Raw genomic sequence first — 24,398 nt, 5'->3', positions numbered from 1 at the left:
ATTAGCCTGTCCCGAATAATCTAACTATTCATTTAATAAATGCCTATGCATTTATCCTTTCAAAACAAGATTAACTTTGCAGCAGCCTCATTTAAAACCCGTAAACATTAAATTTTTATAGATTACTATTTTTCAGGAGGTGAACGGCTTTAAGGCACAGCCTTATTTTCAGCCGAATTTTATGACATTACAGCAATGGAGTCCTTCACTTTTTACAGAGTTTCACCGCCAGGAGCACGATGCGTGCGGCATTGTTTCTGCAATGGAGAAAAAGAAAGTCCCAACCCGCGAAAATATTTTCAGCTGCATCAACGCACTTGTTACGATGAATCACCGTGCCGGTTTTATAAATGGAGAAGGTGACGGCGTAGGGATTCATATTGATATCCCAAGAGAGCTGTGGAAAGAAAAGTTAAAGGAAGCAGGAGCAGATCCTAAAGCAGCAGAAAAGGAAGGATTTGTCGTTGGACATGTGTTCATGTCCAGAAAGCAGGATACTGAATCACTTAAAGCCATTTTGCTGCAAAAGCTTGCTGACGCAAAACTAATGGTTATTTATGCATCTGACGAAGTAACTGAGTCGTCAGCTTTAGGTCCCATTGCCATTCAGGAGAATCCTGTATTCTGGCAGTTTGCCTGTTTAGCAGAGGAAACTGGAGGGGAGCTTTCAAAAAAGCTGTTTGAATTGATTGTTGACTTTGAAGAAGACGAACATGTTCATGTCGCTTCCCTAAGCCAGTATCATGCTGTATACAAAGTAATGGGAGCGGGAGACATTCTGCCTAAATACTACCATGATTTAGCAAGCCCTCTTGTTGCTTCAACAATGACTCTTGGGCACAATCGCTACTCCACTAACACATTATCAAGCTTTTTCCGCGTACAGCCTTTTAGTGTGTTAGGACATAACGGAGAAATCAACACGATTGCCAAACTCAGGGATGAAGCCAAAATGGTTGGCGTTCCGCTTGTAAAAGACGGCAGTGACTCTCAGGATCTGAGCAGGACACTTGAAACGTTTATCTGCAGGGATGGCTATACCCTCTTTGAAGCAATGGATGTCATGTTCCCGCCTATCGTGAATGAAATCAAGTCATACCCTGATCACCTTCAGGATATGTACGCCTATATCCGTGAAGCATGGGGACATTTTGCTCAAGGTCCAGCAGGAATTATTTCCCGATTTGCCGATGAGGCTGTTTTCAGTGTCGATGCGCTGGGTCTCCGCCCGCTTTGGATGCTGGAAACTGAAAGTTCCTATCTGTTCTCTTCTGAGCCTGGCATCATCCCATCCAGTGAATATGTAAATGAACCTAAGCCGCTTTCACCGGGTGAAAAGGTTGGTTTAAAATGGGACGGCGATACACTTGCCGTTTACGAACACAGCCATTACCAGGCTGAAGTTTTTGACAGATTTTCAAAGAGAGTGGACGCTGAAAACTTCCGGATTCGCCTGCAATCTCCTAAACTGGAGAAAACCATCTCAGTAAACTATCCGGATAAGATTCATAACGGGCAGTATAAAGCCTTCGGCTGGGAGAGAGACCATGTCCAGCTTGTCGAGCAAATGGCAGAAAAAGGAGCGGAGCCAATTCGTTCTCTTGGACACGACTCCCCTTTAGCAGCACTAAATCCTCAGCGGAAAAACATCGCTGATTTTATTAAGGAAAGTGTTGCTGTCGTTACAAACCCTGCCATTGACCGTGACCGGGAAACTGAGCATTTCTCAACCCGCACGATTATCGGCCAGCGTCCTTCATTATTTGAAAAACAGGAGCCAGGGGCAGTAATTGAATTGCAGACTCCTATTTTAATAGAAGGCAAGGCAGGCTTTGAATGTTCCGATGAACTTAATCAGCCGACCTACGATCAGGTAACCTGCTTCTATCAGGAACAAAAGCTGATATCTTATCTGTCTACCACATTTAATAAAGATGAAACGGTAAAAGAAGCATTGGACCGCTTATCAGCAGAAGCAGTTGATGCTGTCAAAAATGGCAAAACCCTGCTTGTACTCGATGACGCCAATGCTCATCAGGAGGATGCTTACTGGATTGATCCGCACCTTGCCGTCTCTGCAATCGATCAAGCTCTGGTAAAAGAAGCTATACGCCGTGAATGTTCCCTATTGCTGCGCTCAGCTTCAATCAGATCGCTTCATGATATCATCACAGCATTCGGTTTAGGCGCTGATATTATAAGTCCTTACTATATGTTTATGACAGTTCTAGGCGAATCTGAAACACCGCTGAAGAATCTTTACTCAGCTCTGACTAAAGGACTTGAAAAAGTCATTTCAACAATCGGCATTCATGAATTAAGAGGCTATGGACGTTTATTCTCTGCCATTGGTCTTCACGAAGAATTAGCCGAATATCTGAATATAGTAAATTTCTTCGGATCTAAGGAGCTTTCTTTTAGCTTTAGCGCTTTAAAGGAAGATGCTTTTGCAAGAGCAGAAGATTACCAGAATGAAAAAGAACGGATCGGAAAAACATTCAGCCTTTTCCCACGTATCTGGAAAGCGATCGGCGAAGTTGCCTCAACTGGTGACTACAATGCATATAAGGAAAAAATCACAGAACAGGAAGACCAGAATCCAACAACAATCCGTCATTTAACCGGATTTAAGGAAACTGATTCTCACCTAAATCCTGAGGATATCAGCTTGCATGTGGGCGAGCATGACCTGCCATTTGTCATCTCCTCCATGTCCTTTGGGTCTCAGAATGAAACAGCCTTCAGAGCCTATGCTGAAGGTGCTGACCGCTTGAACATGGTCAGCCTCAATGGAGAAGGCGGAGAAATTAAGGATATGCTTGGAAAATATCCGAGAACCCGCGGACAGCAAGTAGCATCAGGGCGCTTCGGTGTTAATGCAGAGCTCCTTAATTCATCCAACCTGCTGGAGATAAAAATTGGGCAGGGTGCAAAGCCGGGTGAAGGAGGTCACCTTCCTGGATCCAAGGTAACTGCAAAAATTGCAGAGGCACGTAATGCAACAATTGGATCGGATTTGATTTCACCTTCGAACAATCATGATATATACTCGATTGAAGATTTGGCACAGATGATTCACGAACTTAAAACAGCCAATGACAAAGCTAAAGTTGCTGTAAAGGTGCCGGTTGTACCAAATATTGGAACCATCGCAGTCGGGATTGCAAAAGCTGGCGCCGATATTATCACATTGAGCGGTTTTGACGGAGGTACAGGTGCAGCCAGAATTCATGCCTTGCAGCACGTAGGCCTTCCGGTTGAAATTGGTGTTAAGGCAGCCCACAATGCCCTGCTGGAAGCAGGAATCCGCGATAGTGTGGAGCTTTGGGCTGATGGCGGAATCAAGAGTGCAGCAGACGTATTGAAGGTTATGCTGCTAGGAGCTAACCGTGTAGGCTTCGGTACACTTTCCATGCTTGCTATCGGCTGTACGACATGCCGCGGCTGCCATCTTGATACTTGTCATGTCGGTATTGCAACACAAATTGATTCAGAAGCACAGGCGAAGGAACATGGCTTAAGAAGGTTTGTTCCACGCCAATTCGACCTTGCTGTCCAAGGCATCATGAACCTGTTTACTGCTTTTGGCAACGAACTGAAAGCATTGGCAGCTTCAATTGGTGTAAAAAACCTGCAGGATGCAGTAGGGCGTTCTGACCTGCTTGTACAGATTAAGGGGCAGGATCAGCTCGATCTTACTCACCTTCTGAAAACACTTGAAATCGGCCAATTCTCTATTCAGGAAACACCTGAAGCCCTGCAGGAAGCCCAGCTGCAGGTAGCTGTTGGAGCAGAGTATCTGGACGCAAGTGTGGAAGAATTACATCAGTCACGTGAGTTCCATAGCATCACTTCCGAGCAGCGTGTACTGGGAAGCCGGGTTTCCTGCCACCGTGTAAGAGACAGACTGGACGGTTCTTATAAAACTCTTCCGCAAGTTGATTTGAAATACAAGGGCGGATCCATCCCGGGCAATGGCCTTGGAGCTTACAACAGCTTCGGCATCAACATCGAAGTTGCTGGAGGAGCCCAGGATGGCATCGGAAAAACTTCTTTCGGCGGACAAATTAAAATCTTTAAAGCAAAAGGCAAGAATGGCAAGTTTTACAATGGCTCTGTTGGTAAAGGCTTTGGTTATGGTGCTCAGCAAGGTTTGCTTGTGGCTCAAGGAAACGCTGACGCCCGTGCCGGAATCAGATTATCTGGAGCAGATATGATTATCGGCGGCCAGCTGCAAAAGCCGCTGCCTGAAAAAGAATACGGCAATATCGGTTCACATGCCAATATTAAAGGGTTTGCCTTTGAGTATATGACTAATGGCCGAGGCCTGGTCCTGGGCGATGCTGGTCCATGGATCTGCGCAGGAATGACAGGCGGTGTTGTTTACTTAAGACATCAGCCGGAAATGGGCTTAACAAAAGAAGCCATCCAGCTCAGAATTGCCAAGGGAGCAAAAGTCTCTGTTACTTCTCTATCCGATAAAGGAAAGGAAGATGTAAAAGACCTGCTTGGCCAATACGTTGCATTGCTTAAAGATCAAGGCCAGGAAGAAGAAGCTTCAAAGCTTGATTCCCTTCTTAATCATCCGGAAGACCACTTCGTTCAAGTCATTCCGGTTAAAGAACAGGCAGATCCTTCTGTTTCCACAGAGTGATGATCTGCACCAATCAAGCCCCATCCGTTTATGCGGATGGGGCTTTAAGTTTTAGTTTGGCTTCTTTATTCTGTTTTGGCACAACTCTTTAGTTCCCTTTACTGCTTCTGTGCCTCGTCCAGCGGCACTATTCCGTTTCTTTAGTTCCTTTCGTTGCTTCTGTGCCTCGTCCAGCGTCACTATTCCGTTGCTTTAGTTCCTTCACTGTTTCCACAATTCGCCCAGCGGCACTATTCCGCTCCTTGTGTTCCATTCGCTGTTTCCATGCTGCCTCAGCGGCACTATTATCCGTTCTCTTGAACTTTTCACATCATTTAGGCACCCTTACCTTTTTTAATAACTTTTAATAAAAATTTCATGAAAATGCCCCTTGAACTTCTTTCCATATCCCTGTATAGTACAATATTGTTTAATAATGAGCAAAACCGTTTAAAGTATGTATAATTACTGTAATTACGGTTTAATTCAAGTTGCTTTTTAATGAGCCATAAGATAAAAAAATCTTAAAGAAAGAAAGGACATTTATTGTATGAAACTTGGCGCCCGCATACTTAAGACGGGAATCGCAATCATTCTATCTCTTTTATTATCGGAACTTTTTCATCTGCCTGCCCCTATCTTTGCTGGAATTGCAGCTATTTTTGCCGTTCAGCCGACTATTTACAGATCTTATCTTTCTATTGTTGAACAGATCCAGGGGAATGCGATCGGTGCATTAATTGCCGTGATATTCGTGCTTTTATTCGGCAACGATGTCTTCATCATAGGTCTGGCAGCTATCATTGTTATTACGATCAATCTAAAGCTTAAAATCGAAAATACGATTGGCCTGTCACTAGTAACCCTGATTGCCATAATGGAAACACCAGGCGATACTTTTTTGCAGTTTGCACTTATTCGTTTTTCAACCATAATGCTTGGTGTATTATCAGCTTTTATTGTTAACCTTGTCTTCCTGCCTCCTAAATATGAGAATAAGCTTTACTTTAAAATATCCAATAACACAGAGGAAATTACTAAATGGATCAGGTTAAATATACGGCATGCATCTGAGCACAAGCTGCTGAAAAACGATATTGATAAAATGAAAGAAAGCAATGTGAAGCTTGATCAGCTGTATTTAATGTATAAAGAGGAAAGAAATTATTTTAAACGAAATGATCTGGTTAAATCCAGAAAACTCGTTATATATAGGCAAATGATCTCGACTGTTAAACGCTCTCTGGAAACGTTAAAAAAGCTTCACCGCTATGAAAATGATCTGCAGCAAATGCCAGAAGAATTTCAGCATGCAGTTCAGCAGCAGCTTGATATTCTTATCCATTATCATGAACACGTCATGCTTAAATTTATTGGGAAAGTTCGGCCCAATGTAGTGTTTGAGGAAGGCGATTTCAGCCTTAGCAGAAAGGAACTGGTGAACCTTTTCCTGGCTCAGCAAAAAGAGTATGAACATGATGAAGAGTCCATTCTCCCGCATATCATGCAAGTTGTATCAGCTATTGTTGATTACGATGAACATGTGGAGCACCTTGATAAACTGATATCCAGTTTTCAGGCATATCATAAAGAGGAAAATGAGGTTTCAATACCGGAGAACGCCGAATAGACCGGGGTATATGATATACGATTCATAGGAAAAAGCAGCTGATTTCAGCTGCTTTTTTGTTAGTTCTTCATTCTTGGATCAAGTGCATCCCTTAATCCGTCACCCATTAAGTTAAAACCTAGAACCGTAAGCATAATCGCAAGCCCAGGGAAAATCATCGTCCATGGAGCTTGTATTAGATATGCCTTAGCATCAGAAAGCATTTTTCCCCACTCAGGATTTGGAGCCTCAGCACCGAGACCAAGGAATCCAAGGGCCGCACATTCAATGATTGCAGTGGCGATGGCAAGTGTTCCCTGTACAATAATCGGAGCCATGCTATTAGGCAGCACATGCCTGAAGAGAATCCGGCTGTTGCTCATTCCGATCGCTTTTGCGGCCATTATATATTCCTCCTGTTTGACACTCAGCACCCTTGAACGGATAAGTCTGCCAAAGTTAGGAATATTGATTACCGCAATGGCAATCAGGGCATTTCTCAATGATGGGCCAAGCACTGCCACAATCGCAATGGCCAGCAAGATGCTTGGGAAAGCAAGCATGATATCAAAAATGCGTGAGATAATTGTATCAACCCATTTGCCATAATATCCCGCCACCACACCTAAAAGGCAGCCAACTACAATAGATCCGATTACGGCCAGAAACCCTACCCATAAGGAGATCCTTGCACCATAAACAACCCTTGAGAAGATATCCCTGCCGAAGTCATCCGTTCCAAACCAATGCTCGCCTGATGGCGCCTGAAGCCTTTTTGACAGCATTTGTTCATTAATTCCCTGCGGCGCAATAAGCGGTGCAAATACAGCAAGAAGAACGAAAAATAATACAATAATGGTGCCGATTAAAGCCAGTTTATTTTTTCTAAAGCTCCTCCATGCTTCCACCCAGGGGGAAACTGCTTTTTCTTCAGCTGGCATAATAGGCGGCTGAAGGTCTTTTTGTGTTGAAAGTTCCAAGTACGTTCCCCCTCCTTAATTATATTTAATCCGCGGATCAATTGCTGCATACAGCAAGTCCACCACTAGATTGATCATGACAAAGATAAATGCAATGATAAGTATGCCTGACTGGATAACAGGATAGTCCCGATAGTTGATAGCCTCATAAATATATCGTCCGATTCCCGGCCAGCTGAAAATTGTTTCAGTTAAAATGGCGCCTCCCAGCAATAATCCCATTTGAAGACCGATAATCGTAAGAACAGGAATGATGGCATTCTTTAATGAGTGCTTATAAACAACCCAGAACATTCTCAAGCCTTTGGCCCTTGCTGTTCTGACAAAATCGGATCTCATTACTTCAAGCATCGTAGAACGGGTAATCCTCGCAATGATCGCCATTGGGATGGTCGCCAAGGCAAATGCCGGCAGAATCAGGTGTCTGATGACATCCCAGAATTGATCGATTCTTCCCTGCAAGAGAGTATCGATCATATATATGTTCGTTATGGCCTCAATCGGATTTCTTACTTCTTCCCTTCCCGATGTAGGAAGCCAGTCCAGCTTTATGGCAAACGCCCATTGTTCCATTAAGCCAAGCCAGAAGATTGGCATGGAAACACCAATAAGTGCAAGCACCATTGCCACATAATCAAACCATGAATTCTGATACCATGCACTGATGATTCCGGCATTCACACCGATAAAAACAGCAATTAACATGGCAACGAATGTAAGTTCAATTGTTGCAGCCAGATACGGCCAAATTTCCTGGCTTATTTCTGTTTTTGTACGGAGTGATTCTCCAAGGTCCCCCGTAAAAAGCCCGCCAAGATATGTAAAATATTGAAGGTACCAAGGCTGATCAAGCCCCAGCTGCTTCGTTAATTCCTCTACTGCTTCTTTTGTTGCCAATTGTCCCAAGATAATCTGTGCCGGATTACCAGGAATTGCCCGAATCATAAAAAAGACGATAAGGGAAAGCCCCAGCAGAACTGGAATAAGGGAAAACAAACGCTTTAGTGTATAGGACAGCATTGCCATTTCACCTCTCTTGAAGGTTATCTAAAATTGTTGGAATAGAAAAGGGAGCTACAGAACTGTACTCCCTTTTCCTTGAATATAAGAAGTATACTTATCTCACTTGAAAAGCATCTTATTTAAATTCTACAGTTGCCAGTAAATCCGAACCTGTTGGATGCGGCTTGAAGCCTGTGATATCAGCCTTGCCCGCAAGGATAGGTCTTGAGTGGACAAGCGGAATCCACGGAGCATCTTCTTTGATCAGAACCTGAGCCTGTTTGTAAAGCTCTTCACGCTCTGCCTGGTCTGCACTAGCCTGAGCTTTTACAAGCAATTCATGTACCTCAGGATTTTCATAGTAAGTGTAGTTGTTGGAGCCGATGCTGTCCTGGTCTAGAAGCACATATAGGAAGTTATCAGCATCCCCATTGTCGCCAGTCCATCCTAATAGGAATGTATCAGCTTCACCATTCTTTGCTTTATCCAGGTAAGTACCCCACTCATAAGTAACGATTTTTGCCTTTACGCCAATTGCATCAAAGTTGGCTTGAAGTGCTTCAGCCACTTTTTGTCCGTCCGGCATATATGGTCTAGGAACCGGCATTGCCCAAAGTTCCATTTCAAATCCATTTTCATATCCTGCTTCTTTTAAAAGTTCTTTAGCCTTTTCAGGATCGAATTCATAATCTACAACATCATCGTTGTAACCCGCTACTACTGAAGGCATAGGGTTTTTCGCGGGCTCAGCTGCACCAGCATAGAAGGCATCAATTAGAGCTTGCTTATCGACTGCATAGTTTAATGCCTGGCGGACTTTTTTATCTTTTAATGGTCCGCGAGTACTTGTTAACCCGAGATAAGCTACGTTTAAGGATGGACGTTCAAAAGTTTGAAGATCCGGATTTCCTTCAATTTGGCCAATATCACTGAAGTTAACACCATCGATTAAGTCTACTTCGCCTGTAGCCAATGCATTTAGACGCGCAGAGTTTTCTGGAATGACACGGAAGATAACCTCATCAAGCTTTGGAAGACCTTCCTGCCAGTATTCTTCATTTTTCACAAGAGTGATGCGGTCATTTGCTTTGTATTCCTTAAATACAAATGGTCCTGTCCCAACCGGGTTGTGAAGGAATTTTTCACCGTGCTTTTCAACAGCAGCCGGGCTTGCAATTCCAAATGGAGACATTGCAAGGTTCTTTAAGAATGGTGCAATTGGCTTGTTTAAAGTAAATTCAACTGTGTAATCATCTACAGCTTTTACTTCAGAGATCTTGTCTCCAAACTGAGAGTTATAGTAATAGAACTGCTCAGCGTTTCCAGCTTTCCATCTTTCAAAGTTGAAGACAACCGCTTCGGCATTAAAATCAGTTCCATCGTGGAACTTTACACCTTCACGAAGCTTTAATGTATGCTTTAGCCCGTCTTCACTTGTTTCCCATTCAGTAGCAAGGCCAGGCTGAATTTCTGTATCCTGCTCACCAAATTCAATCAAAGTTTCATAGATGTTTTTTGTTACTTTAAAAGATTCACCTTCTGTTGTGATAGCGGGATCAAGCGAAGTTGAGTCACCGCCGCGGCCAAATACTAATGTGCCGCCTGAAGACGTTTCTTCTGTATCTGTACCTTTCTCATTATCCTTTTCGTCTTTCGTTCCGCTGCTTGAGTTGCTGCTGCAGCCGGCAAGAGCCAGTGACAGAAGCAAAGCTGCAACAAGGAACCAAATGCCATTGCGCTTCTTCATTGTTTTCCCCCTTTTTTCTTTTGCCGGTATCGGCAATTTACATATTTATCATCCATGCAGCCCTGCCCTTTTTATAGCTCAGCTATAAAGATGACAGGCTGCAAAGTGACCTGGTTCAATTTCCTTCAGCTGCGGCCTCTCTGTTTGGCAGATCTCCATGCATTCTTTGCATCTAGTATGGAATGCACATCCAGCTGGCGGATTCTGCGGACTTGGAATGTCCCCTGTTAATAGCTCCCTGTCTTTCTTTAAAGTCGGGTCAGGGATTGGAACTGCACCAAGCAAAGCCTTTGTATACGGATGGAGCGGTTTATCGTAGAGCTGGTCAGATGTTGTGATCTCAACTAGTCTCCCAAGATACATAACACCAACTCTATCACTAATATGTTTAACTACCCCGAGATCGTGGGCAATGAATATATACGTCAGCTGGAATTCCTTTTGCAGATCTTCCAGCAGGTTGAGGACCTGCGACTGAATGGATACATCAAGAGCTGAAACAGGCTCATCTGCAATGATCAGCTTAGGCTTGGTCATTAATGCTCTTGCAATTCCAATCCTCTGCCTTTGGCCACCGCTGAATTGATGCGGATAGCGTTTTGCATGGTAGCTACTGAGGCCGACAACCTCAAGCATCTCCCTAACCCGCTGTTTCCGCTCTTCTTTATTACCGATGCCGTGGACAATGAGAGGCTCCTCCAAAATCTGCTCAACTGTATGGCGCGGATTTAAGGAAGCAAAAGGATCCTGGAATACCATCTGCATTTCCTTTCTCATTTTTCGCATCTCCGCTGAGTTTAGAGCAGTCAAATCCTTGCCTTCAAAAACTACTTTACCCTCTGTTGGCTCTATCAGGCGCATCAGCATTCTGCCTGTGGTTGATTTGCCGCATCCTGATTCACCAACCAATCCGAGCGTTTCCCCTTTATTAACGAAGAAGCTGATATCGTCAACCGCTTTCACATCACCTTGTTTTCTTCCAAACAGACCCCCGGTTACTGGAAAATACTTTTTTAACTGATTAACTTCCAACAGCACTTCGGTCATTAATGACACCCCCAGACTCATGCAGGAAACAGCGCACAGTATGCTGTTCTGCTTTTTCGACATTGTAAAGCGGAGGACTTTCCGTCATGCATCGGTCATGAACAAATTCACAGCGTGCTGCAAAACGGCATCCAGTCTTGATGGAGCCCGGTTTTGGGACATTTCCAGGTATGGAATATAGACGCTCCTTCTTTTCTCTTACATCAGGCACAGATTGAAGAAGTCCTTGGGTATAAGGGTGCTTCGGGTTTTTGAATATCTCTTCTACCGGAGCTTCTTCCACTATCTTCCCGGCATACATAACAATTACTCTTTCACAGACTTCGGCAACGACCCCTAAATCATGAGTGATCATAATAATGGCTGTATCCAGTTTTTCATTAAGATCCTTCATTAGAGATAGAATCTGGGCCTGGATTGTCACGTCCAAAGCGGTCGTCGGCTCATCCGCAATCAAAAGGCGCGGATGGCAGGACAAAGCCATGGCAATCATTACCCTTTGCCTCATTCCCCCTGACAGCTGATGGGGGTATTCCTTCATAATCTGCTCTGCCCTTGGCAGTCCAACAAGCTTCAGCATTTCAATTGCCTGCTGGCTCGCTTCCTTCTTTTTTAATTTTTTATGTAATTTGATTCCTTCTACCAGCTGATCTCCAATTGTAAATAACGGATTTAATGAAGTCATCGGCTCCTGGAAAATCATAGCCACTTCATTGCCTCTTAGTTCACGCATTCTTTTTTCTGATGCATTAACAAGATCTTCTCCATCCAAAAGGATTTCGCCGCCCGTAATTTTTCCCGGTGGCTGTGGAATCAGCTTCATAATGGAGAGAGATGTAACACTCTTTCCGCAGCCTGATTCACCTACAATTCCAAGAATTTCGCCCTTGTTAACCGAGAAACTGATATCATCCACGGCGGGAACTTCTCCATCGGAAGAGAAAAAGGAAGTCCTCAGCTGCTTTACCTCTAAAACTGGAGCTTGAGTCACACGGATACTCCTTTCTTGATCGTCCGTTTCTATGAATTAGGACATTTTTAACAAATTTGAATCTAAGGTCACTATCTTTTTTTCATTCTATAAAAAAAGAATGATGAAGTCTACTTATTTTTCTAAATTATTTAAATATAGTAAACATTATATATATTTTTCGACATGAATAGGTAAATATAATAACAATATCCTGCTAATATTTATGAAAAAGATGGAGATTATTGACTGTAATGTGCCTGCAGCTGTTTTAACACTATAGTAATTTAACGCATTGCAATAAAAAAGCACATAATAAAGCCGGCCCTGTAATAGAGCCGGCTTTTAGACCTAATTTTCAAGCTGCTGAACCTGAAAAAGCTTATAATAATTACCCTGTTTATTCATTAATTCTTCATGGCTTCCCGCTTCCGAAATTTCACCATGCTCTATGAGGATAATTCTATCCGCATGAGTGATGGTGGAAAGGCGATGAGCCACGATGAAAGTCGTGCGGTCTTTAGCCAATTTTTCCAACGCTTCCTGTATCAGATGCTCACTCTCTAAATCAAGGGCTGAAGTGGCTTCATCCAGCACAAGGATCGGAGGGTTTTTCAAAAAAATTCTCGCAATGGCGATCCGCTGCTTTTGCCCCCCCGATAGTTTCACACCTCGCTCGCCAACCCTGGTATCATATCCTTCAGGCAAATTCATAATAAATTCGTGGGCATTGGCAGCCTTGGCAGCTCCTATTACTTCCTCCTCCGTGGCATCGGGCTTGCCGAGAAGTATGTTTGTTTTAACCGATTCACTGAACAGAATATTATCCTGAAGCACCATGCCGATTTTATCGCGAAGACTCCTTACTTTAAACGAACGGATATCAGTGCCATCAAGCAGGATTCTGCCTTTGCTGACATCATAAAAACGCGGAATCAACCCTACTAATGAGGACTTCCCTCCTCCGCTCATTCCAACAAGGGCAATAGTCTCCCCTGCTGATACATCAAGATTAATCTCCTTTAACACTGGAGGCTCATTCTCATTGTAGGAAAAGCTCACTTCTTCAAATTGAATATGCCCTTTAACATTCCGGCATTGGATTGCATCAGTGGAATCGTCAATATCATATTTCTCATCAATTAACTCAAATACACGATCCATGGATGCTATCGATTGAGTTAAGGTTGTTGATGAGTTAACAAGCCTTCTCAGCGGGCCGTACAATCTATCTATATAAGCGACAAACGCCATCATGACACCCAGAGAAATTTCCCCCTGGATCACCTGATATCCTGAATAGCCAATAACTAAAAGCGGTGATATATCTGTAATGGTGTTAACAACTGCAAATGCCTTTGCGTTCCACTTCGTATGGTCGATCGCTTTTGTCAGGAAGTTTTTATTTTGCGCATCAAATTGGGTTTGCTCATAATCTTCAATTGCAAAGCTTTTAACAACTGCCATCCCCTGAACCCGTTCATGCAGATAGCCCTGTACTTCTGCAAGAGCCTGTGAACGGGCCCTTGTCAGCTTTCTGAGGTTCCCAAAAAAGTATTTAACTGAAAAAGCATAAAACGGAAATAGAAGCAGTGACACAATTGTCAATGTAACATCCATATTCAGCATAATGACAACTGCAATTAATATGGTTGCCACATCAAGCCATAAATTCATTAAGCCTGTTACTACGAAAGTTTTGGTTTGCTCAACATCATTTATGACCCTGGAGATGACTTCCCCTGTTCTTGTATTTGCATAGAATCTGAAGCTTAACTTTTGAATGTGGGTAAAAAGCTTATCCCGGATATCGTATAGAATTTTGCTTGCCACCCATTGGGCAAAGTATTGGCGGTAATACTCAATTGGCGGACGGGCAATGACAAATAAAGCAATCATCACAGCCATAACCATTAAAAGTGTGCTGGTCTTATCGCTCTGGCTCAATGCCTCATTGCCAATAATATCATCTATTACATACTTAATCAGAAGCGGAATCAAAAGCGGAATGGCAAATTTAATGATGCCTATTATTATGGTTCCGATAATCTGAAGCCGATACGGCTTTACGAATTTCAAATATCTCTTTATACTATCCAACCGGATCGCTCCCCCTCTCTGCATCATGCAGCTTTCTTATATTTGACTATCAGCCGATATTTCCAGTTATTTTCTTAAACTTACCCCTAAACTTGGTAATCATGCAGATCTGGACAAAAATAAAAACCTGCTGACTCAAGGTCCAACAGGCGTTTTTTTTCGGCATTCAGCCATTTTTTAGCGTCTGTAAGTAAGATAACGTTCATACCATATATCAATAAAGTCGGGTGCAAAAGGACCTTTTCTCTGACGGATCCAATGGATGAGATTGTCAACATTCGATTTAAGGATGCTGTCAATTACATCGGGATAATTCATCTCCTGACGGTGCCGTTCATACTCATCTTCGTCAAGCAGATTGAATGTCATGTCAGGATACACTTTAATATCCAGATCATAATCAATATACTTTAACGCTTCTCCGTCAAAAATAAATGGTGAACTGATATTGCAGTAATAATAAACACCATCTTCCCGAATCATTCCAATCACATTAAACCAGTGCTGTGAATGGAAATAACAAATGGCCGGCTCTCTTGTTACCCATGTTCTTCCGTCAGATTCTGTTACGATTGTCCGGTCATTTCCGCCAATCACTAAATTTTGTGTCCCTTTTAATACGGTTGTTTCCTCCCAGACGCGGTGGATATGCCCATTATGTTTATAGCTGTGTATTTGCATTGGTTCGCCTTCGATGGGTACCGCCATTTTTTTCCCCTACTTTCCATTCCGGAAGCTTTGCAACCTGAAAATACTTTTTTTGGCGCCATGAATAGGCGTCCTCCCCTTCATGCCTGTGTTTACTGCACAGCATGACTCAATAATATCCAAAAGAAAAAGGCAACAAAGTACGATTCCTGTTTTCTACTATTATAACGGTAAAAGGAAATTTTTAAAACAAAGAGCCATTGAAATGTATCAACGGCTTAAAAAAAAGGATATAATAGCTGATTTTATAGGTATTAAAAAACAGATAGATTTAGGGAAGGAATGTCATTTTTTAAACAGTTACATTTACTTCCTGATAGGAGCGGATGACCTCTTCGGTCTGTTCCTCAAATATACGATGAATTTCTTTTAGTTCTTCTTTCATCCTTGCAATCTCATACTGTACACTTTCCAGCTCCGTTTCCTGCTGAATAGCCTTCAATTCTTCTTCTATCTCTTGGCAGCGCTCCAATTCACTTTGGAGATAAAGAAGCTTTTCCATCGTTTTCATCTGTTCTGAAACTAAACTGTTAAAGTTCTCCATGTTTGTTTCACCGTCCCCATTATTTTTCCTATTTCTATATTTCGCTGCACCTTTTTTTAACCCTTTGACTAGTTATGTTGACTTTATGGAAGTTTTGTCGAAGAGATGGCCAGAGATAAAATTAACAGAGGACTTTATATCTAAACCGAAGCAAAAAAAGAAGCCGCCCTTTCCAATTAAAGGCGGCTTCTTTCTTTAAATGCTATTAGCGGCTTTGTTTGCCGGCATTTTGACCTTTGCGGGCTTCAGCTTGCTGATTCTGCTGTCTTACTTCAGCAGCGTTTGTTTCGCTGGCAAATTCAGTACCGAATTGTCCTTGGCCAGCAGATTGTGCGTTTTGTTGTCTTACTTCTTGAACGTTAGTTCCAGCTTGAGATTGGTTTGGTTGTTTAGCCATTATAATCACCTCCACGCTCATTAATTTAACCGGGAGTGGAGGAAACTATCCAACTTTTTTAATAACCAAAGATATCCATTTTTTTATTAAACAAGCAAAGAAATACCACCATCCACAATAATCGTTTGGCCGCGGATCATGCTGGATTCCTCACTTATCAAAAACATAACGGTATCAACCATATCTTCAATTTCCACCATACGCCCTGCAGGAGTTTTGGTCTTTGCTTCTTCGAGAAGCTCTGCACGGTTAGGGAAATGCTTTAAAGCTTCAGTATCAACTGCACCGCCTGAAACAGCGTTTACGACGATATTTTTAGGAGCCAGCTCAATAGCCAAGTAACGTGTCAGTGCTTCTAATGCCGCTTTTGAAACCCCTACAGTTGTATAGTTTTCCAGATAGCGGATCGAACCCAGCGAGCTGATGCTTACAATTTTTCCGCCTCCATTTTTCTCCATTAGCTTTGCAGCTTCCTGGCCGCAGAATAGGAGGGCTTTGCTGTTAATATTCATCGTCCAGTCCCAATGAGATTCTTCCAGTTCCATTGCCGGACGCAGAACGCCGGATGCTGCATTGTTTACAAACACATCCAATCTTCCAAATTCACGGTCAATCTCCTGGAAAAGCACTTTAATTTTTTCTACATCACCCACGTTTGCTTTTACAACCAGAACCTTTCTTCCCAGTGCCTCAATTTCGGATGCTGTTTCATTTGCAGCTGATTTGCTCCGTACGTAATTGATGACAATGTCATAGCCTTCTTTGGCAAGCCTGATGGCCGTGGCTTTTCCAATTCCTCTGCTGCTTCCTGTTATCAATGCTACTTTTTGTGTCATGACTCAGTTTCCTTTCTGTTATGTATTCCTGTTCGTAACTGTTTAGCGATTTGTTTTTCCGGGAAATTAAAAATTAAGCTTTTTTCTCTAGTTTGTTGATTTAGCCTAACTTTAAAGAATTGGCCTAAACAAAAATACCTTACCGATTTCATTTTAGCTTTTTCCATGTATATATGGCAATTCGAATTAAAACACTATCTGTAATCCAAATGAGGAAAGGAAGATGGCAAATGTTTGTCGGACGTGATATGACAGAGCTTTCCATGATGTCAAAATCAGACTGGAAGGACAGTGAGCTTGCTTTTTACCATCATTCGTTTCAGCAGATCATGCCTTATCTAAATGCTGAGGGCCAAACCATCCATAGGGAGATCATTGAAGAAATAGAAAACCGCGGCGGCTTGAAAAGACAGGAAGCTGATTATACGCATGGAACCCGGGTAAGCTACGATTAACTTAAAGAAAAAGGGGGCACGCCCCCTTTTTCTATGCTTTGCTTTCCAAATATTGCTTCCATATCTTCTGATGGGAAACCGGAAAAGGAAATTCCTTAATTTCTTCAAGGCTGACTAATCTCAAATCGCTTTTTTCCTTTTCGAGTTTTAATATTTCTCCTTTATACACATTTATGTTCCATGTTAGGTGGGAAAAAACGTGCTCAATCTGACCAGTCATTTCTTGTATTTCCACCATGGCACCAAATTGTGTGCTGAACACATCTTTCATCTGCTCTTTGTCGCTTACATAAGAAATATTGATTTCTGCCATCGGAAATTCCCAAAGATTAGCAAGAAGGCCTTTTCCAGGTCTTTTGTGTATCAAAACTCTTTTGTGATCATCTATGAGGACAGCGCTGCTAATTGGACATTTCTTTGCTTCTTTGTTTTGGTTTTTACAGGGAGCTCATGCTGCGTCCCCTCATAAAAAGCAGTACAATGTTCTCTCACCGGGCATAATAAGCATGAAGGTGACGTTGGTGTGCAAATTAATGCTCCAAGCTCCATCAGGGCCTGATTGAAATGGGACGGATTTTCATGTGAAATTAATTTCCGGACGGAAGCCTCAAAGATTTTCCTGGAAGAAGGCTTGGCGATATCATCCCAGATAGAGAGGATACGCGAAAGGACCCGCATGACATTGCCATCCACAGCCGGTTCCGGTATCCCGTAAGCAATACTGAGAATTGCTCCTGCTGTATAAGGCCCTACTCCTTTTAATGAAGAAATTTCTTTTGGTGTATCTGGAACAATTCCGCCATATTTTTCATGGACTTCCCGGACGGCCGCCTGAAGGTTTCTTGCTCTTGAATAATAGCCCAAACCCTCCCAGGCTTTTAATACCTTTTCTTCGTCTGCTTCAGAAAGATCTTTTATGGTTGGAAACTTTTCAATAAAGCGATGAAAGTAAGGAATAACGGTATCCACACGCGTCTGCTGAAGCATAATCTCAGAAACCCAAACTTTGTAAGGATCCTGGTCCTTTCTCCAGGGCAAATCCCTTTGCTCAGCTTCAAACCACCTGAGCAAATCATTTTGAAAACCTTTTATATCAACTGATTCAATATTATTTTGACTAATTTCTTTCAATTTTTAATCCTCCTGATGTTAAACAATCGGGAAATATGGGAATATATTAGTACAGTTGCTTATTTAATCGTTAGTTCTTGATGATTGAATATTTTGTTTCAATTTCAGCAACTCCTTTAAAGGTACCCATATTCAGCTGTTAATACAAGAAATTTGCTGGTACACTTTAGAAAGCGGCCATTGAGTCCGCTATATATAAAAACAAACAATAGATCATGTCCCAAGGAAGGAGGTATTTTCCTCTTGGATACCGGCACACATGTAGTTATGGGGCTGGCGATTGGCGGGATTGCCACTCTTGACCCCGTTGTTGCGGAGAGTTCTGCTACAGCAACAAGTGTCATGATTGGAGCCATAGTCGGTTCACAAATACCAGATATAGATACTGTCTTAAAACTAAGAAATAATGCCGTTTATATTCGCAATCACAGGGGAATTACCCACTCCATACCTGCAGTTCTGCTTTGGCCACTTGTCATACTTGCAGTTGTTTACCCATTTTTTCCAGCGGCAAATTTGCTTCACTTATGGCTGTGGACATTTTTGGCTGTTTTCCTGCATGTTTTTGTCGACATTTTTAATGCTTATGGAACACAGGCACTTCGCCCCTTTTCATCGAAATGGGTAGCATTGGGAATCATCAACACATTCGACCCATTCATTTTCGGGATTCATGTTGCTGGATTATTTATATGGGCCTTCGGGGCTCATCCTGGTTATACATTTTTAATTATTTATGGCATTATTGTCGTGTACTACCTTCTTCGTTTTGCAGCTCAGAGAAGTGTACTGAGGGCTGTAAAAGTAATTATTCCGGATGCCACAGAAATCATCATTGCCCCAACCATGAGGTTCAATCAATGGCGTGTTGCGGTGATGAGCAGGCAGCAATTTTTCGTTGGGCGTGCTGTAAAAAACCATGTGAGGATTCTCGATCAATTTAATCGCGTTCCTGTCCCTGAGACACCAGTAATTGAAGCGGCGAAGAAAGATAAAAATTTATCTGCATTCCTATCCTTCTCACCAGTTTACCGCTGGGAAGTGGATGAATATGATGATTATTATGAAGTTCGATTCATTGACCTCCGCTACCGGAGCAATGGACATTATCCATTTGTAGCCGTGGTCCAGCTCGATCGGGAGTTTAACATTCAATCATCCTATACAGGCTGGATTTTCAGTGAGGAAAAACTTCGAAAAAAACTGGATATTATTCCCGGCTAACGAAAACAGGCTGCTAATATACGCAGCCTGTTTTTAATTTAGCTTATTTTCGTCCTGTTCAAGCAAATGCTTGTATTTAGGGTTATCAGCAACAAATACATGGAGCCTGCTTCCATGGTTTTCTACCCATTGCCTTACGATTCTTTCTGTCATTTCGGCACCTTTATATTCTCTGCCAGCCTTGGCATATGTTGCTTCAAAATCTTCCCATAAAAGCTCAATCCATGTCTGGGCCTGGCTTGCTGAAAGCATGTGGTTTTTTTTCAATAAAAGCTCATAAAGCTTTTTCTGGTACTCATTCATAAAAGTCACCTCATTACCATTAATTAATAACCTGTATCCTTCATAGCCTCCCGAAAAAAACAAATAATAGTATTACGTGATTGGCAAATTTGCCGGTCGCGCCCGTATTCTGGTTTAGGAGGCTGCATATGCGCAATAAAGCGAGAAATTTCCCAAATCAAAACAACATAAAACTGGAGGGGGAGCCGCGGGCTAAAGCAGAATATGCTTCACGCCGGGCTGATGGCACGATTAATACGCACCCTCAGGAACGAATGAGAGCTTCATCAAACCGCGAAAGTGACACACCAGAATTTTAAATACAAGGAGGGCTTGGTTATGGGAAACAGCAAAAACTTTTTTGGGGATAATCCTTATTCCAGTCCATTTACTTCACCGCACTTTAGGCCTAAGCGTGCACATTCACAAGTAAATGGTGAGACCCAGCAAACTCAAGACCTCATTATTTTAAAACGGCAGATTCGCAAAAATTCATAAAGCAGAAAGAGGATGGTTTACATCATCCTCTTTCTTCCAGTTTTTTTAACATGGAGATCGGCAAAGCTTCTTCACCTTTACTGCCATTTAGCCGGAATCCCCAGGCAAACACGCCATTCATATATTCAATTTTAAAGTAAACTCCTGGATCCCCGTCGATTTCATAAATTTCACCAGGGGAAAAATCATCCGGATTGAGCAGGTAGGATTTTGCCATTATTACTTTGCGCTCAAGCACGGCAAACTCATTTACCATGCCCATCTGTTCCGCTTTCCTTGCTTTTTCATTTAAGCTGGCAATTTCTTGCTGAAGCTCATACGTAGTCATTGTACTGTACCTTTTCTCCTGCATACTTAATCCCTTACTTTCTTCAGATAGTTGGCCAAGCTAATTTATATTCACTTTTACTTCATTTCCACTCCACATTGCTAAGTATATGAGAAAATGCCTGTTTAGAAAAGGCTCCAGCTTTTTGTTTTTCATACCATTTCGCAAGTATTGAACTTTTTTGTTAAGATGGGGTTTATAAGACCTTCAAAGGAGCGAAACATATGAAGTCTGTCATCATTACCGGCGCGGGGTCCGGATTAGGTAAAGAGCTTGCCTTATTATTTGCCAAACAGGGCTACCATACTATTTTAACAGGAAGGACATTGGATAAACTGCAAAGTGTAGAAAAGGAGATTCATGAAGCTGGCGGAAGTACTCAGGTCTTTACATTAGATATTACTAAGCCCCAGGAGATCAGCAGCTTGTTGTCGCAAATCCAAAGCCATGAACTTTACGGCTTAATTAATAATGCCGGAGTTGGATATTTTGGGCCATTAGACCATCTTGGAGAGCAGGAAATACAGGATATGCTTCAAACAAACGTGCTGGGCACTATTTATATGACTCAGGCTGTTTTGCCTCATTTTAAAGATAAAAACTGCGGCTTGCTGATGAATATCATTTCGACAGCTGGCTTAAAAGGAAAAGTAAATGAATCAGTGTATGCTGCAAGCAAGTTTGCTGTAAGAGGATTTACAGAGAGCCTTCAGAAAGAACTTGAAAGCACTGATATTAAAGTTATGGCCGTTTATATGGGCGGAATGGATACCCCATTCTGGGATGAAAGCGACCATATCAAGGATAAATCCAGGCTTCGTTCTCCTGAAGAAGTGGCAGCAATAATTCTGGATAATATGGATGAAGAATCAATTGTAATCGAATCTAAAAAATAACACATGGGTTTCCATGTGTTATTCTTCTCCATCACTTAAATATTGCTCAATTAAATTGAAAGAAAAGCCCTTTCTGAATAAGGCTTGTTTCATTTTTTGCCTGTATTCGAATTCGGGAAGGTTCTCATATTTCCTCTTGGCTTTTTCCGCCTGGTACTTTAGGGCTGCCAATTCATCCTCTTCTTTTTCAATCTCCGTTTCAGATACTGCTTCTTGAATGATGTCAAAATTAAAACCTTTGCGCATTAACATCTGTTCCAGTTTTTGTTTGAGGATCTTTGATGAATCACGGGCATATTTCTGTGAATGCTTTTCACACAGCCTTTTTGCTGTACTTAATTCAGCTTCCCATGGATACTCCTTCAGCGCTTCTTCGATTAATTCAGGGGAAATCCCTTTCTCTTTTAGTTCAGTGCGGATTAATCCTTTCCCTTTATCAGATGTGTTCATTTGTGTACGCACAAATGCTAGTGCATATTCTTCATCATTTAAAAATTTGTAGTCGTACAATTTGTGGACAACTTCCTGAATAACCGGTTCTTCAACTTCTTTTTCTGCTAAATGTTTGCGGACTTCGGTTTCTGAGCGCATCCTTCTGGATAAATAATGAATAGCCATATTATATGATTTTCGGATATCATCCTGGAAGCCAATTTCATTTAGTGAAAATTCATCCAGCTGCATTCCTTTTTTGAGCTGATGTTTTATTAACACATCTTCATCCACACTAAATGCATATTCTTCACCTTTCCCATAATCCATATATATATTGTAGCGGTCTGTGTTTTTTTTCTGAAATGTGATTTTCGTAATGATCGGCATTTTTCTCCACCTCTTTTCTTAAATGTAACATATCCAAAAAAGGAATTTGAAAGAAAACGTCGTAAATTGTAACAAAGTATTTGCCACTTGAAAGGGGAATCTCCCATGAGAATAGCCATCACAGGCGGAACTGGGTTTGTTGGAAACGCATTGGTGAAAAAATTCCTGGAGAAAAAACATGAAATATTTATTCTAACGAGAAATATATCTGATAAGCAGCATTCTAAAAATTTGAATTATGTACAATGGCTGAACGATGATGATTCACCGGAGGATGCTCTGGAAGGCATTGACGTGTTTATTAACCTGGCAGGTGAGTCCATTAACAGCGGAAGATGGACAGAAGAACGCAAAAAACGGATATTAAACAGCCGCATTACAGCCACGAAGGAAGTTCTCCGTATTATTAGCCGCCTGGAAGAAAAGCCGTATACACTAATCAATGCCAGTGCTGTCGGTTACTATGGCACTTCCCAGACTGAAACCTTCACCGAAGCTTCCAGGAAAAGCGGTACTGATTTTTTGGCTGAAACAGTACGACGCTGGGAGGAAGAGGCATCCAAAGCAGAAGAATTTGAAGTCAGGACAGTTTTCTGCAGGTTTGGAATCATTCTTGAAAAAAACGATGGAGCTCTTCCGCGAATGGCCTTTCCTTATAAATTATTTGCCGGTGGGACTGTCGGAACAGGCAGCCAATGGGTTTCATGGATTCATTTAGATGATGCCGTAAACGGAATCCTTTTTTGCATTGATCAAGGACAGCTTCAAGGTCCCCTAAATTTTACATCACCATATCCTGTGACAATGAAGGAATTTGGACAAATACTTGGAAAAGTCCTTAATCGCCCTCACTGGATGCCTGCTCCGGGTTTTGCTTTAAAGATAGCTCTTGGGGAGATGAGTACACTGGTATTAGAGGGGCAAAAAGTGCTTCCTGAAAAATTGCAGTCATTAGGTTTTGATTTTTTATATCCAGATTTAAAGGCAGCTCTTGACGATATTTATCAATGAAATTTGTATCATTTTTTTCAAATAAGGGAAAAATAAGGGAAGTGTGAACCTTATTCTGAAAGGATGTTGCGAAGTGGATAAAAAAAAGAAAGACAAATCCAAAAGCACTTTATCAAGCATGCAGGAAGTAACTTATTCAAGAGAATTCAAAAGAGCTGACAAAGCAGGCGGATTTGCAGGCAGACAGTCAAAACATTAATTTCCACCCATACCAGCCCTATTAATGGCACATGATAAAGGTACGGAAACATTCAGGTTTCCGCACCTTTATTGCTGAAAGGGGTTATTTACAATGGGCCGTGCACATGGACATAAAACTCGTGATAAAAACAAAGCATCACTTCCACAAGTACCAAAGAATATGAAATCTGACGGCATCGACGTAGAGTTCAACCGCGAGCTTGCCGATCAAGAAGATCTCGAGGCAATGGCACGTTCCAATGCAGCCAATCAGCGGGTTAAGAACAGTCAAAAACGCTAAGGTGCAATTTACACAAAAAAGGAGCAGGGACATTCAGCCCCTGCTTCTTTCAATTCAGTGATTGTGTGCTTCTTTTTTGCCTATTCCGTGTCCGCCTTTCATCATTGTCTTAATATATGGGATGGCGACTTTGTCAACTCCCCAGTAGTAAGCACCTGCACCTGTAAATAGAAGGATGATTGCTGCTGTATATAGTATTGGGTTAGTGCTTGTTGTTCCTGCTAATAAGAAGTTTAGATTCATGAATGCGCCTGCTATTAATGCCGGAATGGTTGCTGCTCCGAGTATTAGTCCAATTCCAACAAGAACTTCACCCCATGCAACTAAAGTGCTGAATAAATCTGCGTTTGGCAATGCTACATTTTCCAGGAAGCCCGCATACCACCCCTGCACGGCCGGATGGTCGCCAGCGGCTTGGGCTATTGCCCCCTGCATGAACCCTCCTGCATTAAATCCGTCTGCTACCTTATGCCATCCTGCTTCCAGCCATTGTATACCAAGCCAAACCCTTAAAATCGTCCACACGACTGCTGCCTTAGGAGTTTTCCACCATTTCATAATAATCATCTCCATGTTATTATTGTGAATAATTTCACATAATCTCTTAAAAATTTTTCCCTATCAGGGGACTTAATAAGCCGGCCAGCTCTTGAGAAGAAAGATTGCTGAAGTGAAGTTATTTGTGAAGTACTTCACT

General features: G+C 42.0%; 24 protein-coding genes and 1 pseudogene. 10 read left to right on the top strand and 15 right to left on the bottom strand.

The genetic code is table 11. The annotated features are described in order from the left end of the window. The first annotated feature begins 181 nt into the window (after positions 1-181). Together ACXAD1_RS04350 and ACXAD1_RS04345 are read left to right on the top strand one after the other, a co-directional pair. The gene (locus ACXAD1_RS04350; protein WP_474909562.1) at positions 182-4,654 is read left to right on the top strand and encodes a glutamate synthase-related protein; all 4,473 of its coding nucleotides are present in this window, start codon (positions 182-184) and stop codon (positions 4,652-4,654) included. A gap of 529 nt (positions 4,655-5,183) precedes the next feature. Beyond that, positions 5,184-6,263, top strand: coding sequence for an FUSC family protein (locus tag ACXAD1_RS04345; RefSeq protein WP_206842594.1), 1,080 nt, complete (start codon positions 5,184-5,186; stop codon positions 6,261-6,263). Between the two features lie 59 nt (positions 6,264-6,322). On the opposite strand, the gene nikC is transcribed toward ACXAD1_RS04345, so the two are convergent. The 10 genes from nikC to fabL all read right to left on the bottom strand — a co-directional run bounded on the left by nikC (position 6,323) and on the right by fabL (position 16,573). After that, a complete protein-coding gene (gene nikC, locus ACXAD1_RS04340) occupies positions 6,323-7,183 on the bottom strand; it encodes a nickel transporter permease (RefSeq protein ID WP_206842697.1) in 861 nt (286 codons plus the stop codon). A gap of 54 nt (positions 7,184-7,237) precedes the next feature. Beyond that, positions 7,238-8,242 (bottom strand): ABC transporter permease, encoded by a 1,005-nt coding sequence (locus ACXAD1_RS04335; protein WP_370221527.1) that lies wholly within the window; start codon positions 8,240-8,242, stop codon positions 7,238-7,240. Between the two features lie 118 nt (positions 8,243-8,360). Continuing rightward, a complete protein-coding gene (locus ACXAD1_RS04330) occupies positions 8,361-9,971 on the bottom strand; it encodes an ABC transporter substrate-binding protein (protein WP_206842590.1) in 1,611 nt (536 codons plus the stop codon). Between the two features lie 78 nt (positions 9,972-10,049). After that, complete coding sequence (locus ACXAD1_RS04325; RefSeq protein ID WP_206842588.1) at positions 10,050-11,018, bottom strand: ABC transporter ATP-binding protein; 969 nt, start codon at positions 11,016-11,018, stop codon at positions 10,050-10,052. Beyond that, complete coding sequence (locus ACXAD1_RS04320; protein ID WP_206842586.1) at positions 10,993-12,009, bottom strand: ABC transporter ATP-binding protein; 1,017 nt, start codon at positions 12,007-12,009, stop codon at positions 10,993-10,995. Before ACXAD1_RS04320 ends, ACXAD1_RS04325 begins: the two co-directional genes overlap by 26 nt. 330 nt (positions 12,010-12,339) lie before the next feature. Beyond that, positions 12,340-14,088: an ABC transporter ATP-binding protein gene (locus ACXAD1_RS04315; protein ID WP_280516106.1), complete on the bottom strand. Its 1,749-nt coding sequence runs from the start codon at positions 14,086-14,088 to the stop codon at positions 12,340-12,342. 177 nt (positions 14,089-14,265) lie between these two features. Continuing rightward, the gene (gene ntdP / locus ACXAD1_RS04310) at positions 14,266-14,796 is read right to left on the bottom strand and encodes a nucleoside tri-diphosphate phosphatase (protein WP_009335840.1); all 531 of its coding nucleotides are present in this window, start codon (positions 14,794-14,796) and stop codon (positions 14,266-14,268) included. A 292-nt stretch (positions 14,797-15,088) separates the two neighbouring features. Beyond that, positions 15,089-15,340 (bottom strand): YgaB family protein, encoded by a 252-nt coding sequence (locus ACXAD1_RS04305; RefSeq protein WP_009335839.1) that lies wholly within the window; start codon positions 15,338-15,340, stop codon positions 15,089-15,091. A gap of 205 nt (positions 15,341-15,545) precedes the next feature. Then, a complete protein-coding gene (locus ACXAD1_RS04300; protein ID WP_035333109.1) occupies positions 15,546-15,737 on the bottom strand; it encodes a gamma-type small acid-soluble spore protein in 192 nt (63 codons plus the stop codon). A gap of 86 nt (positions 15,738-15,823) precedes the next feature. Then, positions 15,824-16,573 carry an enoyl-[acyl-carrier-protein] reductase FabL gene (fabL, locus tag ACXAD1_RS04295; protein WP_206842584.1) on the bottom strand — a complete coding sequence of 250 codons (750 nt, stop codon included), beginning with the start codon at positions 16,571-16,573 and terminating at the stop codon, positions 15,824-15,826. 230 nt (positions 16,574-16,803) lie between these two features. On the opposite strand from fabL, the gene ACXAD1_RS04290 reads away from it, so the two are divergent. Next, positions 16,804-17,028, top strand: coding sequence for a hypothetical protein (locus tag ACXAD1_RS04290; RefSeq protein WP_019383506.1), 225 nt, complete (start codon positions 16,804-16,806; stop codon positions 17,026-17,028). A gap of 31 nt (positions 17,029-17,059) precedes the next feature. On the opposite strand, the pseudogene mutY reads toward ACXAD1_RS04290, so the two are convergent. Beyond that, a pseudogene (gene mutY, locus ACXAD1_RS04285) lies at positions 17,060-18,159 on the bottom strand (A/G-specific adenine glycosylase). Between the two features lie 243 nt (positions 18,160-18,402). Between mutY and ACXAD1_RS04280 the strand changes: the two are divergent. Next, entirely contained in the window at positions 18,403-19,383 is a 981-nt protein-coding gene (locus ACXAD1_RS04280) for a metal-dependent hydrolase (RefSeq protein ID WP_206842574.1), read from the top strand. Between the two features lie 33 nt (positions 19,384-19,416). Here ACXAD1_RS04280 and ACXAD1_RS04275 read toward each other — a convergent pair whose 3' ends face one another. Continuing rightward, complete coding sequence (locus tag ACXAD1_RS04275) at positions 19,417-19,686, bottom strand: YfhJ family protein (RefSeq protein WP_370221449.1); 270 nt, start codon at positions 19,684-19,686, stop codon at positions 19,417-19,419. A 128-nt stretch (positions 19,687-19,814) separates the two neighbouring features. Between ACXAD1_RS04275 and ACXAD1_RS04270 the strand changes: the two genes are divergently transcribed. Continuing rightward, on the top strand, positions 19,815-19,985 hold the full coding sequence (locus ACXAD1_RS04270) for a small, acid-soluble spore protein K (RefSeq protein ID WP_009335832.1): 171 nt from the start codon (positions 19,815-19,817) through the stop codon (positions 19,983-19,985). A gap of 19 nt (positions 19,986-20,004) precedes the next feature. Continuing rightward, positions 20,005-20,163 carry a YpzG family protein gene (locus tag ACXAD1_RS04265; RefSeq protein ID WP_009335831.1) on the top strand — a complete coding sequence of 53 codons (159 nt, stop codon included), beginning with the start codon at positions 20,005-20,007 and terminating at the stop codon, positions 20,161-20,163. Positions 20,164-20,185: 22 nt separating this feature from the next. Here ACXAD1_RS04265 and ACXAD1_RS04260 read toward each other — a convergent pair whose 3' ends face one another. Next, positions 20,186-20,515 carry a YfhH family protein gene (locus tag ACXAD1_RS04260; RefSeq protein WP_009335830.1) on the bottom strand — a complete coding sequence of 110 codons (330 nt, stop codon included), beginning with the start codon at positions 20,513-20,515 and terminating at the stop codon, positions 20,186-20,188. A gap of 200 nt (positions 20,516-20,715) precedes the next feature. Between ACXAD1_RS04260 and ACXAD1_RS04255 the strand changes: the two genes are divergently transcribed. Next, a complete protein-coding gene (locus ACXAD1_RS04255) occupies positions 20,716-21,387 on the top strand; it encodes an SDR family NAD(P)-dependent oxidoreductase (RefSeq protein WP_474909561.1) in 672 nt (223 codons plus the stop codon). 18 nt (positions 21,388-21,405) lie between these two features. On the opposite strand, the gene recX is transcribed toward ACXAD1_RS04255, so the two are convergent. Continuing rightward, complete coding sequence (gene recX, locus ACXAD1_RS04250) at positions 21,406-22,209, bottom strand: recombination regulator RecX (RefSeq protein WP_474909560.1); 804 nt, start codon at positions 22,207-22,209, stop codon at positions 21,406-21,408. A 105-nt stretch (positions 22,210-22,314) separates the two neighbouring features. Here recX and ACXAD1_RS04245 point away from each other — a divergent pair, with 105 nt between their 5' ends. The 3 genes from ACXAD1_RS04245 (at position 22,315) to ACXAD1_RS04235 (ending at position 23,701) form a co-directional block, all read left to right on the top strand. Then, positions 22,315-23,220, top strand: a complete 906-nt coding sequence (locus ACXAD1_RS04245; RefSeq protein WP_206842557.1) for a TIGR01777 family oxidoreductase — start codon at positions 22,315-22,317, stop codon at positions 23,218-23,220. 73 nt (positions 23,221-23,293) lie between these two features. Next, a complete protein-coding gene (locus tag ACXAD1_RS04240) occupies positions 23,294-23,419 on the top strand; it encodes a YfhE family protein (RefSeq protein ID WP_081757217.1) in 126 nt (41 codons plus the stop codon). Between the two features lie 93 nt (positions 23,420-23,512). Then, complete coding sequence (locus tag ACXAD1_RS04235; protein WP_206842545.1) at positions 23,513-23,701, top strand: YfhD family protein; 189 nt, start codon at positions 23,513-23,515, stop codon at positions 23,699-23,701. Positions 23,702-23,755: 54 nt separating this feature from the next. Here the strand turns inward: ACXAD1_RS04235 and ACXAD1_RS04230 are convergent, their stop codons facing one another. Then, positions 23,756-24,259 carry a DoxX family protein gene (locus ACXAD1_RS04230; RefSeq protein WP_206842543.1) on the bottom strand — a complete coding sequence of 168 codons (504 nt, stop codon included), beginning with the start codon at positions 24,257-24,259 and terminating at the stop codon, positions 23,756-23,758. Positions 24,260-24,398 lie beyond the last annotated feature (139 nt).

The organism is Cytobacillus sp. ABV4_503 (assembly GCF_056158445.1).
This window is presented reverse-complemented; position numbering and strand designations above follow the sequence as displayed.